Source organism: Pelobacter seleniigenes DSM 18267, assembly GCF_000711225.1.
Classification (GTDB): Bacteria; Desulfobacterota; Desulfuromonadia; order Desulfuromonadales; family Geopsychrobacteraceae; genus Seleniibacterium; species Seleniibacterium seleniigenes.
Map to the genome: position 1 here is coordinate 2,064,894 of NZ_JOMG01000002.1, position 16,516 is coordinate 2,081,409.

Consider the following 16,516-nt stretch of genomic DNA (forward strand, 5'->3'; position numbering starts at 1 on the left):
TGGTTTTCTAGGAGGGGGAGATGTGCTTGAGTACAATCGTGCATTAAAGCGACCGTCGCGGGATTTGCGGCGGAATATGACTGTTGCCGAGCAAGTTCTGTGGTCTGGTTTGCGGCGCAAGCAACTGCTGGGCGTGCAGTTTTACCGGCAGAAACCGCTTGGCCATTTCATTGTCGATTTTTTCGCTCCAGCGGCCAAGTTGGTTGTCGAGGTTGATGGCGGCCAACATTTAGATGCTGAACATCAAGTCCGGGATCAATTGCGGGACGAATATCTTGCAGAGCAAGGTTTGCTGGTCTTGAGATTCGACAATCTGCAGGTCTTGAAAGAGACCGATGCGGTCCTCAAACAAATTTTTCAGCAGCTGCAGAAACGACTGTCCACTCCCTAACCCTTTGATAAAGCCCACAAAAAACTCCCCCTTTCAGAAAGGGGGATTGAGGGGGATTCATAAAGGAGGGTCCATGTATCACGAAGCTGACTACATCATGCTCTCGGCACTGCAGCATTACCTGTTCTGCCCTCGCCAATGCGCACTTATTCATCTGGAACAGCAGTGGGCCGAGAACCGCTTCACCGCCGAAGGCAGAATCCTCCACGAACGGGCCGACAGCAGCAAGAATGAACGTAAGGGGTCGGTGTTGATCGTGCGCACCTTGCCGATCAGTTCGGCCCGGTTGGGACTGGCCGGGCAGGCCGATGTGGTGGAGTTTCATGATGACGGCACGGTGTTTCCGGTGGAATACAAACGTGGCCGCCCCAAAAAAGATCATAGCGACGAGGTCCAACTGTGCGCCCAAGCCTTATGTCTGGAAGAGATGCTGCAACTGGATATTCCTGCCGGAGCATTGTTCTATGGGCAGAAGAAACGCCGCAAAGAGATTGCTTTTGATCCGGCCTTGCGCCAACTGACCGAACAAGTTTGCCGCGCTGTTCATGAGCTGATCTCCGGGCAGCGGACCCCGGCAGCCGTTTTTGATCAGAAATGTGAGCAGTGTTCGCTGCTGCAAGTCTGCATGCCGAAGGGTTGCACCGAGCAACGCTCGGTCAGCCGTTATCTGATCCGAATGCTGGAGGGGGAGCGATGAGAAAAATGCTGAACACCCTGTATGTCACCACCCAGGGGGCTTATCTGCATAAAGAGGGTGAAACCGTTGTCGTCCAGGTCGATAAAGAGAACAAACTGCGCCTGCCGGTGATCACCCTGAGTTCGATTGTCTGCTTTGGAAATGTCCTGTGCAGTCCGTTTTTGCTGGGGCATTGCGCCGAGAACGATGTCGCGGTCAGTTTTATGACCGAATACGGCCGTTTCCTGGCCCGGGTCCAGGGGCCGGTCTCGGGCAATGTGCTGCTGCGACGCGAACAGTATCGCCGGGCCGATTGTGACCGCTCATCGGCGGAGTTGGCTCGTATGTTTGTGCTGGGCAAGGTCGCCAATGCCAGGACCATCCTCCAGCGCGGCCTGCGGGATCATGGGGCAAAGGCACCAGCCGAAGGACTGGACCAGGCCTGTCGGCAACTGGCTCATTACAGTAAGCGGTTGCTACAGGAAGACGACCTGGAAAGCATCCGCGGCGTCGAGGGGCGCACGGCCAGGGATTATTTTGATCAATTCGACAGCCTGATTGTGACCCGTAAGCAGGATTTTGTTTTTTCCGGCCGGAATCGGCGGCCGCCACGGGACAGAGTCAACTGTTTACTGTCCTTTGTCTATGCACTGCTCTATCACGATACCCGCTCCGCATTGGAAACTGTCGGGCTTGACCCTGCCGTCGGCTTTCTGCATCGGGATCGTCCCGGCCGGCTGAGCCTGGCCCTGGATTTGATGGAAGAATTTCGCCCGTTCTTAGCGGATCGCCTGGTATTGTCGCTGATCAATCTGGGGCAGGTCAAAAACAAGGGATTTGAAGTGACCGCCTCCGGTGCGGTCAGAATGGATGACGAGACCCGCAAAACCGTTTTGGTGGCCTATCAGAAGCGCAAGCAGGAAGAGATTGAGCATCCCTTTTTACAGGAAAAAATCCCCGTCGGCATGCTGGTTTTTGCTCAGGCGCAACTGCTGAGCCGCTACCTGCGCAGTGACCTGGACGCGTATCCGCCGTTTTTATGGAGGTGAAGCCATGATGGTCCTGGTCAGTTACGATGTCAGTACCCTCGACCGCGCCGGGGCAAGGCGGCTCAGACGGGTTGCCAAAGTCTGCCAGAATCACGGGCAACGGGTGCAGTACTCGGTCTTCGAATGTCTGGTCGATCCGGCCCAATGGACGCAGATGCGGCAGCAGCTCATCGAGATTATTGATGACGAGCAGGACAGTCTGCGGTTTTACTTTTTGGGAGCAAACTGGCGCAAACGCGTCGAACATGTCGGCGCTAAAGAAGCAATCGACATGGAAGGCCCGCTGATTCTATAGCGTCCGCGAACCCCTAGCGATGGCATTTCCCCCGGGAGGTTCGCGCAGCCGAAGATCTTTGAAAATTAAATACTTTTTCTTTGGCCTTTAATCAACGGCAGATTTGTTGTACCGATAACCACAAGGTTCGCGGAAACTGTTCTAAAAACATTGTAAAAACATGCTGTTAAAAGCATGCAGTCGCTCCCCACGCGGGAGCGTGGATTGAAACGATAAAACAACGACCCCAGCCTCGGTAATATCACGGTCGCTCCCCACGCGGGAGCGTGGATTGAAACTCTGATACCGTATTCAGGAGACACGAATCGAAAGTCGCTCCCCACGCGGGAGCGTGGATTGAAACAGAAAGCTCTATGTTGGCTGATTTGACGGCGAACGTCGCTCCCCACGCGGGAGCGTGGATTGAAACTGGATATAACCGTCAACTCCGTTTTCCAGGACAAGTCGCTCCCCACGCGGGAGCGTGGATTGAAACTTTTCGCAACATCGGTTTGCGTGTATGCCGGGAAGTCGCTCCCCACGCGGGAGCGTGGATTGAAACGCTGCGACGACTGATTTTAAAACCGGTGCGCAGCTGTCGCTCCCCACGCGGGAGCGTGGATTGAAACGGTGTATCTCGTGTGGGGCCAAGCCACTCCTGCCGTCGCTCCCCACGCGGGAGCGTGGATTGAAACTATGGACCGCATCCCTACCCGGTTGATCCCATCCGTCGCTCCCCACGCGGGAGCGTGGATTGAAACGCCGGCAGCGATCGTGTCAAGCTGATCTCGATATCGTCGCTCCCCACGCGGGAGCGTGGATTGAAACATGCACTGCTCAATATAAATACTTGGAATTGCGAGTCGCTCCCCACGCGGGAGCGTGGATTGAAACACCCTTCACACCGCCAAGGCCGGTCTTAGCGCCCGTCGCTCCCCACGCGGGAGCGTGGATTGAAACCGGTAGTGCTGGCCGGTGAGGAAAATCTTGTCAGTCGCTCCCCACGCGGGAGCGTGGATTGAAACCGGTAGTGCTGGCCGGTGAGGAAAATCTTGTCAGTCGCTCCCCACGCGGGAGCGTGGATTGAAACATGGTGGAGGGAATGATTGCCGACGATGAGGCGGGTCGCTCCCCACGCGGGAGCGTGGATTGAAACTCCGTTGGCCTTTGCACCCAGGCGGCATTTGTCCGTCGCTCCCCACGCGGGAGCGTGGATTGAAACACCGCATCCGTTCCAACCGCCAGTCTCATCGCATGTCGCTCCCCACGCGGGAGCGTGGATTGAAACTCAGCCCACGCAATTGCCCGATCCGCCCAACGTGCGTCGCTCCCCACGCGGGAGCGTGGATTGAAACCACTAAAGGGGGAAGAAGTGGGAAAAATTATTTCGTCGCTCCCCACGCGGGAGCGTGGATTGAAACAGCTTCAGCATAGTCTGAGGTGCCCAAACATTTAACGTCGCTCCCCACGCGGGAGCGTGGATTGAAACTCGCAATTTAACGTGGCTGTGACCTCGGCAATCGTCGCTCCCCACGCGGGAGCGTGGATTGAAACAAAGAAGGCAAGCCAGAACAAAATCCGTACAGGAGTCGCTCCCCACGCGGGAGCGTGGATTGAAACTGCCAGTTCCTACCATATCCCCTGCTTGCAGCTTGTCGCTCCCCACGCGGGAGCGTGGATTGAAACGTCATTGTGAGCGCCTCTTGTCGTGTGGTAGGCGTCGCTCCCCACGCGGGAGCGTGGATTGAAACTGGTTAAATGTCGGCCAGGTCGTCGCGGCATTGGTCGCTCCCCACGCGGGAGCGTGGATTGAAACATTTTAAATAATTGAGCATGGCCCACAGCCCGTGTCGCTCCCCACGCGGGAGCGTGGATTGAAACGTAAGGTTTCCTTCGGATATGTAGTTATACCAGGTCGCTCCCCACGCGGGAGCGTGGATTGAAACCGCTCCTGGTAAATAAATGGCTTAACCGGCCGGGTCGCTCCCCACGCGGGAGCGTGGATTGAAACGTAAACATAAAACGAATAAGAAAGGGCGGAATGTAGTCGCTCCCCACGCGGGAGCGTGGATTGAAACGCTGCGAATCCTGAAAATTATGAAGAGTATTATTGTCGCTCCCCACGCGGGAGCGTGGATTGAAACCGTTGTCATCCGTGGTCGTCGAAACCCCATCAATGTCGCTCCCCACGCGGGAGCGTGGATTGAAACAGTTTGTATCGGGTCGGAAAACCCGTATAAGGGGTCGCTCCCTTCGTGGGAGCGATCGCAAAAGCCGACGAAAGCAAATCAGCGGTCGGGGATTTTTGCTTGACAGCCTCCATGGGCATCGCTATAGTTCGCGTTTGCAGCGCAATACCTGCGTCTGCGGTCTTTTAAGTTGAGATAGGAGAAGATTGACAATGTATGCGGTGATCAAGACCGGAGGAAAACAGTACAAAGTTTCCGAAGGCGACCTGTTCAAGGTCGAGATGATCGATGGCGCGGTGGGTGAAACCATCGAACTCGATCAAGTCCTCATGGTCGGTGGCGCAGAGGTTAAAATCGGAACACCTCTCGTACCAGGTGCCAAGGTTAAGGCACGGATCGTTGCGCAGGAAAAAGACAAGAAAGTTCTGGTCTTTAAATCCAAGCGACGTGGAGGTAACCGTAAAAAATACGGCCACCGTCAACCTATTACCCGACTTCAAGTCGCGGCAATCGAAGCTTAAGGAGGCGACTCATGGCTCATAAGAAAGCTGCCGGTAGTTCCAGAAACGGTCGTGATAGTGCCGGAAAGCGCCTCGGTGTCAAACGGTTTGGTGGACAGGAAGTGTCCGCAGGGTCGATTCTGGTCCGCCAGCGCGGTACCACTTTCCACCCTGGTAACAACGTTGGTTGCGGTAAGGATTATACCCTGTTCGCGCTGATCGACGGTGTTGTCAAGTTTGAAACCAAGGCGAAGGGACGCAAGCAGATCAGTGTTTATACCGCCTGATCTCTGTTGCCCATGAACCACTCGTAAGAACCCGGTGCTGCTCTGTCAGTGACCGGGTTTTTACTTTTCTGCCGGATGGATTGAAAAAGACTGGCAATCAAGGTACGCTCAGATGACCGCGTGAGCCTTTGACGCAGCTGGGAATGAGGCATTTGCTCTGTTGTCAGTCACGGGTCGCTGGCCGGCATTACTGTAAAACGTGGCAGGCAGGGAGTTAATGAGTCCTGCCTGTTTGGAATCATCAAGGTTGTTGCCCGTTCAGGGTTGGAAAGATACTGATATCTATGAAGTTTGTCGATCAGGTTAGAATTGAGGTCAAGGCGGGAGACGGCGGCCGCGGCTGCGTTTCTTTTCGTCGGGAAAAATTTGTCCCCAAAGGGGGGCCGGATGGCGGTGACGGTGGCAAAGGGGGGAGCGTTTACTTTGTGGTTGATGAGGCGCTGTCGACCCTGCTTGATTACCGCTACATGCATCATTATAAAGCCCAGAATGGCGCGCCCGGCCTGGGCAAGAATATGCACGGCAAGAACGGCGAGTCCCTGGAATTGAAGGTTCCGCCCGGAACCCTGGTTTATGATGATGAAAGCGGCGAGTTGCTGGCCGATCTGACCGAAGCGGGAACCTCCCTGTTGTTTCTGGAGGGCGGCCAGGGCGGCCGGGGCAATGCCCGGTTTGCCACCAGCACCAACCGGGCGCCGCGCCATGCCCAACCGGGGATTGCCGGTGAGACCAAGTCCCTGCGCCTGGAACTCAAACTGCTCGCCGATGTCGGGCTGGTCGGTTTGCCCAATGCCGGCAAGTCGACGCTGATCTCGGCGGTTTCCGCGGCCAAGCCGAAAATTGCCGATTACCCGTTTACCACCCTGGTTCCCAACCTGGGCGTGGTGCGTTACGGCAGCTTCAAGACCATGGTCCTGGCCGATATCCCCGGGCTGATTGCCGGGGCCAGCGAGGGGCACGGCCTGGGTACCAGGTTCCTGCGTCATGTTGAGCGGACCGATCTGTTCCTGCATCTGGTCGACCTGTCCTGCATGCAGGAGGGTGATCCCTTCGACAATTTTCAGATGATCAACAACGAGCTGAAAGGTTACGCTGCCGAGCTGGCCGTCAAGCCGCAACTGGTGGTGCTGACCAAGATCGATATTCCGGAAGTGCGTGAGCAGGCGGAACAGCTGCGGGAGCATTTTGAGTCCCTCGGTTTTCCGGTGCAGGCCATTTCTGCGGTGACCGGGGAAGGACTGAAGGAGCTGGTCCGGGCGGTCGGAACAATGTTGGATGAGCTGAGACAAGCGGGTGACGAAGAAGAATGAAAGCCATGGATCAGGAAATTGCAGCCAGAGGCGTTATGCGCAGCGCCCTGCTGTCTCATGTCAAGCGCGTGGTGGTTAAAATCGGCAGCGGGGTGATCTCCAATGCCGCCGGGCTGGAAACCGAACGGATTGCGGCGCTTTCCGCCGATGTCTGTCACCTGCTCGATCGTGGTCTGGAAGTGGTTATGGTGTCGTCCGGTGCGGTCGCGGCCGGCAAGGGGCTGCTCGGGATCGTCGGCCGACCGCAGACCATTCCGCAGAAACAGGCGGCGGCGGCCATCGGCCAGACGCGGATCATCCGTGGCTACCGGGAGACCTTCCAGGATCACAATTACAATGTCGCCCAGGTGCTGCTGACCCGCGATGACCTGTCCAACCGGCGCCGTTACCTGAATGCGCGCAACACGGTCATGACCCTGCTCGAATACGGGGTGACCCCCATTGTCAACGAAAACGATACGGTGGTGGTTGAAGAGATCCGCTTCGGCGACAATGACAATCTTTCTGCGCTGGTCACCAATCTGGTTGAAGCCGACCTGCTGATTATCCTCTCTGATGTCGATGGCCTGTTTGACAAGGATCCGACCTCCCATCCCGATGCGGAGCTGATCCCCGTTGTTGAGCGGATTACTCCGGCCATTGAGGCGCTGGGTGGAAAGTCCCGGGGCGTGCTCGGCACCGGCGGCATGGGAACCAAGCTGAAAGCGGCCAAAAAGGCGGCTCTGAGCGGGGTTGGGACGTTGATCGTCAATGGCCGCAGCAAGCATATCCTGGCGCGGATCTTCGACGGTGAGGATGTCGGCACCTATGTTCTGCCCGCCCAGTCCAAGTTGACCGCCAAGAAGCACTGGATCGCTTTCTCCAAGAAGCCGCGCGGCAAGCTGCTTATCGATGAAGGTGGCCAGGCCGCGGTGGTCAAGCACGGGAAGAGCCTGTTGCCGTCCGGTATCTGCGGCGTCGACGGCGGTTTCGAACGGGGCGATGCGGTGCGGCTGTGTGATCGGGACGGTCATGAGTTTGCCCGGGGCGTGATCAGCTATTCGCTGACCGAAGTCCTCCAGATCATGGGCAAGCAGTGCGCGGAAATTGAAAAAATTCTTGGCTATAAATATCGGGACGAGGTTGTCTGCCGCGATGATCTGGTGCTGACCCAGGACGAGGAAGAGGAGGTCGATTGATGGGGGTGCGTGAAGATATGTTGACCTGCGCTGTTGCTGCGCAGCAGGCCTCGCGAGTCATGGCGAACCTGTCGACGGACGTCAAAAACCGGTTGTTGCTCAATATGGCCGCGGCTCTTGAAGCCGGCGCCGACGAGTTGCAGCAGCATAACCGGGAAGACCTGGAGCGGGCTCGCGCCAACGGCATGGCCGAGGCTATGCTCGATCGCCTGACCCTGACCCCGGCGCGGATCAAGGGGATGGCTGACGGGCTGCGGGAAGTGGCTGCGCTGCCCGACCCGGTCGGCGAAGTGACCGGTATGTGGTTGCGCCCCAACGGCATCAAGGTCGGCCGGCAGCGGATTCCGCTGGGGGTGATCGGGATTATTTACGAGTCGCGCCCCAATGTCACCGCCGATGCGGCAGGGCTGTGCCTGAAAAGCGGCAATGCGGTGATTCTGCGCGGCGGGTCCGAAGCGTTGCACTCCAATCGGGCCATCGGCAGCATCCTGCGGCGGGCCATGGCCGAGCTTGATCTGCCCACCGACGCCCTGCAGGTGGTGACCACCAGCGATCGGGCGGCGGTGACGGAGCTGCTCAAGCTGGAAGATCACATCGACCTGATCATCCCCCGTGGCGGGGAAGGGTTGATCCGGTTTGTCTCGGAAAATTCCCGGATTCCGGTGATCAAACATTACAAAGGCGTCTGCCACACCTATGTCGATGCGGCGGCTGATCTGCAGATGGCCGAAGCGATCTGCATGAACGCCAAGGTGCAGCGGCCCGGGGTCTGCAATGCCATGGAGACTCTGCTGATCCATCAGGATGTGGCGGCCGAATTTCTGCCGTCTGTGGCCGCGGCGCTGCACCAGGCTGGGGTTGAACTGCGCGGCTGCGCAGAGGCCCGCAAGCTGCTGCCGGATCTGCTCCCCGCGACTGAGGAAGACTGGGCCGCCGAGTATCTTGACCTGATCCTGGCGATTCGGATCGTCTCCGGTTACGAACAGGCCAGGGAGCATATTCAGACTTACGGATCATTGCACACCGAGGTGATCGTAACCAACGACTACCGGCTGTCGCAGCGGTTTATACGGGAAATCAATTCCAGCGTCGTGATGGTCAATGCCTCGTCACGCTTCTCCGACGGCAACCAGCTGGGGCTGGGGGCCGAGATCGGGATTTCCACCACCAAGCTGCATTCCTTCGGTCCCATGGGCCTGGAAGATCTGACCACCCGGAAGTTTGTCGTGTTTGGCGATGGACAGGTGCGGGACTGAATCCGCTCGTTGGTTTTTATCCGGAAACGGCTCCTTTTCGTTGTAGCGGCGTCAATCTGCAGGCTTACTTGTGCGGCGTAACACTGTACGCCTCCGCGTAAGCCCTTGATTTCCTAGCCACAACGGAAAACTGCGCGTTTCCAATCTGAAAACTTAACGAGTTGCCATTCGAAGTTTCCGGATGGCAACTCGTTGATCAGGGGCTGCGCTGAATTTGTCAGCCGAATTCTGTTATGATGGAGTTTCCATGCGCATCGGTTTGCTCGGTGGCACTTTCAACCCGGTTCATTGCGGCCACCTGCACATTGCCGAAGAGGTCCGAAAGTTCTGCCGGCTGGATGAGGTTTGGCTGATCCCGACCTGGCGCCCGCCGCATAAACAGCTGGCCGAGGATGTCTCCTTTGTGCACCGTTTGGCCATGGTCCAGGCGGCCCTGGCGGGGCGCGAGGATTTTCGAACCTGCGCCATCGAAGGAGAACGTGGGGGGAAAAGCTACTCGGTGGAGACGTTGCAGGAACTGACCCGGCGTTATCCAGAGGACGAATTTTTTTTCATCATGGGGCTCGATTCGTTTCAGGAGATTGGTCTCTGGAAAGATTATCCCCGCTTGTTTGAGTTCGCACATATCGTGGTCACGGCCCGGCCCGGCTACACCGGCACCCTGCAGGAATTGCTGCCGGTTGCTATCGCAGATCGCTTCTGCTATGATGCCGAATTCAAAAAACTCCGCTGTAATACGGGGTTTTCGGTCTTTGCCGTGACCCATACCTGCCGGGACATCTCTTCGACCGAGGTCCGTCGCCTGGTGGCGGAAGGCAGGGACGTTTCCGGCATGGTGCCGGCAACGGTCGCCCAGTACATCAAAGCCCACGGGCTTTATCTTCAATAGGAACGGATAACGCTTTGCAAGCAAAAGAAACAGCTCTTTCCGCCGTAACGTACGCCCTTGATAAAAAGGGTTTCGATCTCAAACTGTTCGATGTCAAGGATCTGTCTTCCCTGACAGATTTTCTTCTGTTGATCTCCGGGCGTTCCGACCGGCAGGTTCAGGCTATTGCCGAGCATATCAAGGGAGAGTTCAAACAGCATCATGAGGTGCTGCCGCTGGCTATCGAAGGGATGGACCAGGGCCGCTGGGTGCTGCTCGATTACGGCGAGGTCATGATTCATGTGTTTCAACAGCCGGTCCGCGAATTTTACGACCTTGAGGGCCTTTGGAGCGAAGCTCCCGAAGTTGAACTGGCCGATACCGGCTCTTAAGCCGGCGGATCCCTGGTCATGAAGCTACAGCTGATCTGTGTCGGCAAGCTGAGCGAAGCGTGGCAGCGCGCCGCCGCAGAGGATTATGAAGCTCGCCTGCAACGCTATTTTCCTTTTGAAGTGACCGAACTTAAAGAGGAAAAGGGGGGGCGTAAAAACGACCCGGCCGGTTTGGTCAGGCGGGAAGGGGAGCGGATTCTGGCCAAGGTGCCTGCCCAGTCGTACCTGATCGTTCTGGACGAGCGCGGTCGGCAGCACAGTTCGGAACAGCTGGCCGAACTGTTGAGCCGGGAGATGGTGCAGGGGGGACGCGACTGGACGCTGGTCATCGGCGGGCCTTATGGCCTCGACCCGGCGGTCAGGCAGCGGGCGGACGCGGTTCTGGCCCTGTCCAGCATGACCTTCACTCATCAGATGGCACGGATATTTTTACTCGAACAACTCTACAGAAGCTGCACAATCATCAGGAATGAACCTTATCATAATCGCTAATTTTCTAGTGTGAACGCCGGAGGTTGTTAAGACGTATGGACGCTGAAAAACTGGCAGAAATCAAAGCTCATTTACTGCAGATGCGGGACGAGGTGCTACAGGAATCCGAACGTGCCTATGCCGCTTCGCAGTCGTTGGGGAAAGACGGGGTTCCGGACATTGGAGATATGTCCTCAAACAGCTATAATCAGGAAGTATTGATGAACCTCAGCGCCACTCAGCGGGCGCGGGTCAGGGATATCGATGCCGCCCTGGAGCGGATGAAGAAGGGGGTCTATGGCCTCTGTGCCCGCTGTGAAGAGGAAATTTCCCCGCGCCGGATGGAAGTTCGACCGTTCTCGCGTTATTGTATTGATTGTAAAATCGAAGTTGAAAAATTCGGTGAATAATAACCTCTGTTGCCCCTGTACCGGGTCAGTCTGGAGATGACCATGATCCTCATCGCTCTGTTCATGCTTGTTTTTATCCTTTTTGCCTTGGCATTCCTCTATTTCTGGGGAATCAATCCCGGCGAAGTCACGGTCTTTCTGACCAGTGATCAGAGCTATACCCTGCCCACTGCGATCATGCTGATCTGTGTGCTGCTGCTCGGTTTGCTGATCGGCAACGGTGTCCATATCTTCAGCGCTTTTCTGATGTCATTCCGCAATTGGAAAGGCGGGCGCCAGCAGAAGAAATCCGAAGAGATCAGTGCTGTTTATCGCAACGGGGTCGGTCGCCTGTTATCCGGAGATATGAAAAAGGCCCGCAGCCTGTTGCAGAAAGTCATCGATCGGGATCCAAAACGGGTTGACGGCTATCTGGCCCTGGCCAGCGTCGCCCAGCAGGAAGGCAACCTGCAGGAAGCCATCGAGCTGCTGCAGAAGGCCCGCAAACTGGACCCCAAAGGCATCGAAGTCCTGTTCAAGCTGGCCGCCACCCTGGAAGAAGCGGGGCGTCGCGAGGAAGCGATGGGGATCTACAAGGAACTGCTGGCCGGCGATAATGACAATCGCAAGGCGATGCGGGCTCTGCGTGATATCCAAATGGATCTGGGGGGCTGGGACGATGCCCTGACGCTGCAGAAACGGATCCTCAAGGCATCTTCCTCCGGGCCGAAAGCCGACCAGGAGAAGCAGATGCTCTATCAGTTGCGCTATGAGGTGGCGCGCAAGCAGCTGGAAGCCGGCGAGGTCGAACAGGCGATCGAGGTCTGTCGGGACATTATCAAGCAGAACCCGAGTTTCACCCCGGCCCGGGTTACCCTGGGCGATGCCTATCGGCAATCCGGCCGCGATGTGGATGCCGCCAAGGTTTATCAGGATGGCTATAAAGCGCTCAAAAAGAGTGTTTTCCTGGCCCGCCTGGAAGATCATTATATCAATGCCGAAGACCCTGCGGCGCTGTTGGCCTTTTATCGCAGCCAGATGCAGGTGGACACTGAAGACCTGCTGCTGCGGCTCTATCTGGCCCGGCTCTGTCTGCGCCTGGAGATGGTCGATGAGGCGTTGGAGCACCTGACCGATCTGGAGTCGCAAGGGATCGATTTCACGAAATTGCACCTGCTACTTGCCGAAGCCCAGCGCCGGCGTAATAATGTTGAAGACGCCGTCAGTGAATATCAGAAAGCCCTGGGTATCGACATCCACCTGCGCCTGGGCTTTGTTTGTGAAGACTGTGGCGCAAAGTTCAACGAATGGTTCAGCCGCTGTCCGGAATGCAAAAGCTGGGATTCGTTGGTGTTACCGGAACGAAAACAGATTGAAGAAGCGCAGCCGGTTGATCGGCCCAAAATGATCCCGCACGGCGCTCGAGAGGAGTCATAATGTCGAAAGGTCCTGTTGCCCTGGTTATCCTTGATGGCTGGGGCCTGAGTGATAAATGTGATTATAACGCCGCCTGTCAGGCTGCGACGCCGGTCATGGACCGGCTCCGGCAGGAGTGGCCGACCAGCCGCCTGTCGGCTTCCGGCAGCAGTGTCGGGCTGCCGGACGGGCAGATGGGCAACTCCGAAGTCGGCCATATGAACATCGGGGCCGGGCGGATTATTTACCAGGATCTGAGCCGAATCAGCCTGGCCATTGAAGACGGTTCTTTTTTCGAGAATCCGGCTCTGCGCGCAATCTGTGAGAAAGTTGCCGCCGGGGCCAGCAAACTTCACCTGCTCGGCCTGCTTTCGGACGGTGGGGTGCATTCGCACAATACCCATATCTATGCCCTGGTCCGGCTGGCCAAACAGCTTGGCGTCAAGGATGTTTGTGTCCATGCCTTTATGGACGGCCGCGATACCCCGCCGCAGTCCGGCGTCGATTATCTGCAGGAACTGGAAGCCGAGCTGAGCGCCATCGGGCTTGGCCGGATTGCCACGGTCAGCGGGCGCTACTGGGCCATGGACCGCGATAATCGCTGGGATCGCGTCGAGAAAGCTTACCTGGCGATGACGGCCGGGACCGGTCGGCAGGCGGGTTCCTCCGCCGAGGCGATCAGTGCCGCTTATGCTGCCGGGGAGACCGATGAGTTTGTCTCTCCCAGTGTCATTGGCGGACAGCCGGGAACCATCGACGACGGCGATGGTATCATCTTCTTCAATTTTCGCGCTGACCGCGCCCGGGAGATGACCAGAGCACTGATTCTGCCCGATTTCAACGGCTTTGCGCGTAAGAAGGTTCCACAACTGAGCGGGTTTGTCACCCTGACCGAATATGATGAAACCTTTCATGTGCCGATTGCCTTCCCAGCGGAGACCTATCCGGACATTCTGGCTGAGGTTGTTTCCAATGCCGGGCTGAAACAGCTGCGGATTGCCGAAACCGAAAAATATGCCCATGTGACCTTCTTTTTTAACGGTGGTCAGGAAGTTGCCTGGGCCGGCGAAGACCGGGTGCTGATCCCTTCGCCGAAAGACGTGGCGACCTATGATCAGAAACCCTCCATGAGTGCCCTGGAAGTGACCGATGAAGTGGTGAGGCGGATTGAGACGGAGACCTATCAGCTGATCATTCTGAACTTCGCCAATTGTGATATGGTCGGTCACACCGGTGTCCTGGCCGCTGCGGTCAAAGCTGTCGAAACGGTTGACAGCTGTCTTGGCCGGGTTGTTGACGCGGTTCTCAAGGTCGGCGGCAAGCTGCTGGTGACCGCCGATCACGGCAACTGTGAGCAGATGCTTGGTGCCAACGGGCAGCCGCATACGGCCCACACCAGTAATCTGGTCCCCTTTATTCTGATCGACCCGGAACATCAGAATGCGGCCGTGCGCGACGGTATCCTGGCGGATCTCGCGCCGACGATTCTGCAGTTGCTCGGTCTGGAGCAGCCTGCTGCGATGACCGGAAAGTCGCTTATCGCGGACTGACCAAGCACTATGGAACGGGGGGGATACCAGCTGGCGCGGCACGCGCTTGTCAGCCTGTTCAAGCTGGTCTTCCCACCGGCCTGCCCCCTTTGTAAAAAGACCCTTCCCGGCGGCGCAACAGATATTTTCTGCAGCGCCTGCCGGGCCGGGATCGTGCCCTTGCCCCGGGCGCATTGTCCGCGTTGTCTGCAGCCTTTTCGCGGCGTAAGCCATAGCGGCCACCTCTGCGGGCGCTGCCTGCAAACTCCCCCGGCATTCAGCGGGGTTTTTGCGGTCGGACTCTATGAACAAAGTCTGCGGCGGGCGGTGCAGTCTTTCAAATTCAATCAGCACATCAGCCTTGATCGGCCCCTTGCCAGGCTGCTCGATGATCATCTGGTTCCTCCCCCCGCCGTTGATCTGATCGTCCCGGTTCCTCTCCATGTGCGGGATCTGCAAAAGCGCAGCTATAACCAATCCCTGCTGTTGGCCCGGGAACTGGCCCGGCTCAGAAAATGCCCCCTCCACGAGACCCTGCTGTTGAAAACGCGGCAAACAGCGGCGCAGCATCAGTTGAGCGCTCGCCAGCGGGAAGCGAATCTGGCCGGTGCATTCAGCCTTGCCGAGCGGGTTGATGGTCTTGACGTCCTGCTTGTCGATGATGTCATGACCACCGGCGCGACTGTGGAACACTGCAGCCGGGTATTGCTGGCCGGTGGTGCAAAACAGGTCTCTGTGGTGGTCATCGGGCGGGCCGCCTGAAAGATTTTCCTGCCGCCAGCCTCATGGCGATGATATAGTAGCACTATAGCGCTCACAGAGTTTCCACATTGGGGGTGTCATGAACTCTGCTGTATACCGGCTGCTCGCAGAATATCCGCTCGAAAAACTTCTCCAGACCATACCTACCGGTCTGTTCCTGGTTGATAGCGACCGTAAAATCATCTACTGGAATTCCGAAGCTGAGAGAATCACAGGTTTTTCCGCTGCCGAGGCGGTCGGTCAGGACTGCTCTTTTCTGGATGGTGAACCCTGTGGACAGAGCTGCGGGCTGTTTGCCGAAGGCTTCCCTATGCCGGAAATCAGTCTGATCTGTTCCTTCCGGCATAAAAACGGGCGCAAAGTTGTGCTGTCCAAAAAAGTCGACCTGCTGCGCGATAAAAGCGGCAAGATTATCGGCGGGATCGAGGCGTTTATTGAAATTACCCGGCTCAAGGAGCATGAATCGTTCCTGCGCCAGGCTGTGGCGGAACGTACCGGCCAGCTTGAGGTGGAAAAAGCGGCATTAAGGTCTGTTCTCGACGGGATGACCGACCCGGTCTATATCTGTGACCTGGATTTTAAAATTATTTTCATCAATCGAGCGATGAAGGATATTTTCGGCGATATCACCGGGCATTACTGTTACCAGGCCATCTATGGCGAAGACGCGGTTTGCCATGACTGCCCGATGCCGGAGGTGCTGGCCGGAAAGGTGGTCAGACAGGAAAAGGTGCTGCCCGCGACCGGGCGCAGTTATGAAGTCATTCATTCGCCGCATCCGCTCAAAGAAAATCCGATCCAGAAGCTCGGGGTGTGCCGCGATATCACCAGCCGGCTTGAGGTTCAGCGTCAGTTGCACCAGACCAACCGTGAGCTGGATGCTTTTGTTTCAACGGTTTCCCATGATCTGCGCTCACCGCTGACGCCGCTGATCGGGTTTGCCGACCTGCTCGCCGAACGTTATGCCGAGCAGCTGGATGAGGTCGGACGGACCTGTATCAGCGAGATCCAAAAAACCGCCGGAAAGATGAAGGCGCTGCTCGAGGACCTGTTGTCCTTATCGCGGGTAGGACAGTTGAAACTGCCCGCCACCCCCATTGATGCAACGGCTGTTGCCGAAGATGTGGTGCTGGAATTGGCCGACAAAATCCTTGAAAAGCAGGCCCGGATCCGCATCTCACCTCTCCCTGCCATCCGGCTGCCGGAACCCTTATTGGCCAATCTGTTCCGTAATCTTCTGTCCAATGCCCTCAAGTATGCCGCTCATCACCATCCACAGATTGAAGTCAGCGGGCAGGGGCTGCCTGATCGGGTCCAATACCGGGTCAGTGATCATGGTCCGGGGATTGAGGCTGATGAACGTGAAATAGTGTTTGAACCGTTTAAGCGCGGACGGAGCAGCCAGGCCTCGACCGGGACCGGGATCGGGTTGGCGACAGTGGCCAAAATCGCCAGGGTTTACGGGGGGAATGCCTGGATTGAAGAAACTCCGGGGGGCGGAGCTACTTTTGTCGTTGACCTGGCTCGCCAGAAAAATATCGATTCTTGACCTTCCGGGTTTGACAACGAGCATAACAGA

Annotated in this window: 17 protein-coding genes and 1 CRISPR repeat array; all 17 genes read left to right on the top strand. The window is 57.1% G+C overall.

Annotation, left to right across the window (positions count from 1 at the left end; all coding sequences use genetic code 11):
• Positions 1–22 precede the first annotated feature (22 nt).
• The 17 genes from N909_RS0112225 to N909_RS0112305 all read left to right on the top strand — a co-directional run bounded on the left by N909_RS0112225 (position 23) and on the right by N909_RS0112305 (position 16,486).
• Positions 23–391 (top strand): endonuclease domain-containing protein, encoded by a 369-nt coding sequence (locus N909_RS0112225; RefSeq protein WP_029915466.1) that lies wholly within the window; start codon positions 23–25, stop codon positions 389–391.
• A gap of 73 nt (positions 392–464) precedes the next feature.
• Positions 465–1,088 carry a CRISPR-associated protein Cas4 gene (gene cas4 / locus N909_RS0112230; RefSeq protein ID WP_029915468.1) on the top strand — a complete coding sequence of 208 codons (624 nt, stop codon included), beginning with the start codon at positions 465–467 and terminating at the stop codon, positions 1,086–1,088.
• Positions 1,085–2,116, top strand: a complete 1,032-nt coding sequence (cas1c, locus tag N909_RS0112235; RefSeq protein WP_029915470.1) for a type I-C CRISPR-associated endonuclease Cas1c — start codon at positions 1,085–1,087, stop codon at positions 2,114–2,116. Before cas4 ends, cas1c begins: the two co-directional genes overlap by 4 nt.
• Before the next feature lie 4 nt (positions 2,117–2,120).
• Positions 2,121–2,411, top strand: coding sequence for a CRISPR-associated endonuclease Cas2 (gene cas2 / locus N909_RS0112240; protein WP_029915472.1), 291 nt, complete (start codon positions 2,121–2,123; stop codon positions 2,409–2,411).
• Between the two features lie 179 nt (positions 2,412–2,590).
• Positions 2,591–4,600: a CRISPR direct-repeat array (repeat unit 32 nt; unit sequence GTCGCTCCCCACGCGGGAGCGTGGATTGAAAC).
• 191 nt (positions 4,601–4,791) lie between these two features.
• The gene (gene rplU / locus N909_RS0112245; protein WP_029915481.1) at positions 4,792–5,100 is read left to right on the top strand and encodes a 50S ribosomal protein L21; all 309 of its coding nucleotides are present in this window, start codon (positions 4,792–4,794) and stop codon (positions 5,098–5,100) included.
• 11 nt (positions 5,101–5,111) lie between these two features.
• Positions 5,112–5,366, top strand: a complete 255-nt coding sequence (gene rpmA / locus N909_RS0112250; RefSeq protein ID WP_029915483.1) for a 50S ribosomal protein L27 — start codon at positions 5,112–5,114, stop codon at positions 5,364–5,366.
• 284 nt (positions 5,367–5,650) lie between these two features.
• Entirely contained in the window at positions 5,651–6,676 is a 1,026-nt protein-coding gene (gene obgE, locus N909_RS0112255; RefSeq protein WP_029915491.1) for a GTPase ObgE, read from the top strand.
• A 35-nt stretch (positions 6,677–6,711) separates the two neighbouring features.
• A complete protein-coding gene (gene proB / locus N909_RS0112260; RefSeq protein ID WP_029915493.1) occupies positions 6,712–7,854 on the top strand; it encodes a glutamate 5-kinase in 1,143 nt (380 codons plus the stop codon).
• Complete coding sequence (locus tag N909_RS0112265; RefSeq protein ID WP_029915495.1) at positions 7,854–9,110, top strand: glutamate-5-semialdehyde dehydrogenase; 1,257 nt, start codon at positions 7,854–7,856, stop codon at positions 9,108–9,110. The genes proB and N909_RS0112265 overlap by 1 nt, the downstream gene beginning before the upstream one ends.
• Positions 9,111–9,357: 247 nt before the next feature.
• Positions 9,358–9,999: a nicotinate-nucleotide adenylyltransferase gene (gene nadD, locus N909_RS0112270; protein WP_029915497.1), complete on the top strand. Its 642-nt coding sequence runs from the start codon at positions 9,358–9,360 to the stop codon at positions 9,997–9,999.
• 14 nt (positions 10,000–10,013) lie between these two features.
• Positions 10,014–10,370 carry a ribosome silencing factor gene (rsfS, locus tag N909_RS0112275; RefSeq protein ID WP_051689726.1) on the top strand — a complete coding sequence of 119 codons (357 nt, stop codon included), beginning with the start codon at positions 10,014–10,016 and terminating at the stop codon, positions 10,368–10,370.
• Positions 10,371–10,388: 18 nt separating this feature from the next.
• Positions 10,389–10,862: a 23S rRNA (pseudouridine(1915)-N(3))-methyltransferase RlmH gene (gene rlmH, locus N909_RS0112280; RefSeq protein ID WP_029915499.1), complete on the top strand. Its 474-nt coding sequence runs from the start codon at positions 10,389–10,391 to the stop codon at positions 10,860–10,862.
• Between the two features lie 35 nt (positions 10,863–10,897).
• On the top strand, positions 10,898–11,251 hold the full coding sequence (locus tag N909_RS0112285) for a TraR/DksA family transcriptional regulator (protein WP_029915500.1): 354 nt from the start codon (positions 10,898–10,900) through the stop codon (positions 11,249–11,251).
• A gap of 42 nt (positions 11,252–11,293) precedes the next feature.
• Positions 11,294–12,667, top strand: a complete 1,374-nt coding sequence (locus N909_RS0112290) for a tetratricopeptide repeat protein (RefSeq protein ID WP_029915501.1) — start codon at positions 11,294–11,296, stop codon at positions 12,665–12,667.
• Positions 12,667–14,196 (top strand): 2,3-bisphosphoglycerate-independent phosphoglycerate mutase, encoded by a 1,530-nt coding sequence (gene gpmI, locus N909_RS0112295; protein ID WP_029915502.1) that lies wholly within the window; start codon positions 12,667–12,669, stop codon positions 14,194–14,196. The genes N909_RS0112290 and gpmI overlap by 1 nt, the downstream gene beginning before the upstream one ends.
• Before the next feature lie 9 nt (positions 14,197–14,205).
• Positions 14,206–14,937, top strand: coding sequence for a ComF family protein (locus N909_RS0112300; RefSeq protein ID WP_051689727.1), 732 nt, complete (start codon positions 14,206–14,208; stop codon positions 14,935–14,937).
• Between the two features lie 79 nt (positions 14,938–15,016).
• Positions 15,017–16,486 carry a PAS domain-containing sensor histidine kinase gene (locus N909_RS0112305; protein ID WP_029915504.1) on the top strand — a complete coding sequence of 490 codons (1,470 nt, stop codon included), beginning with the start codon at positions 15,017–15,019 and terminating at the stop codon, positions 16,484–16,486.
• Positions 16,487–16,516 lie beyond the last annotated feature (30 nt).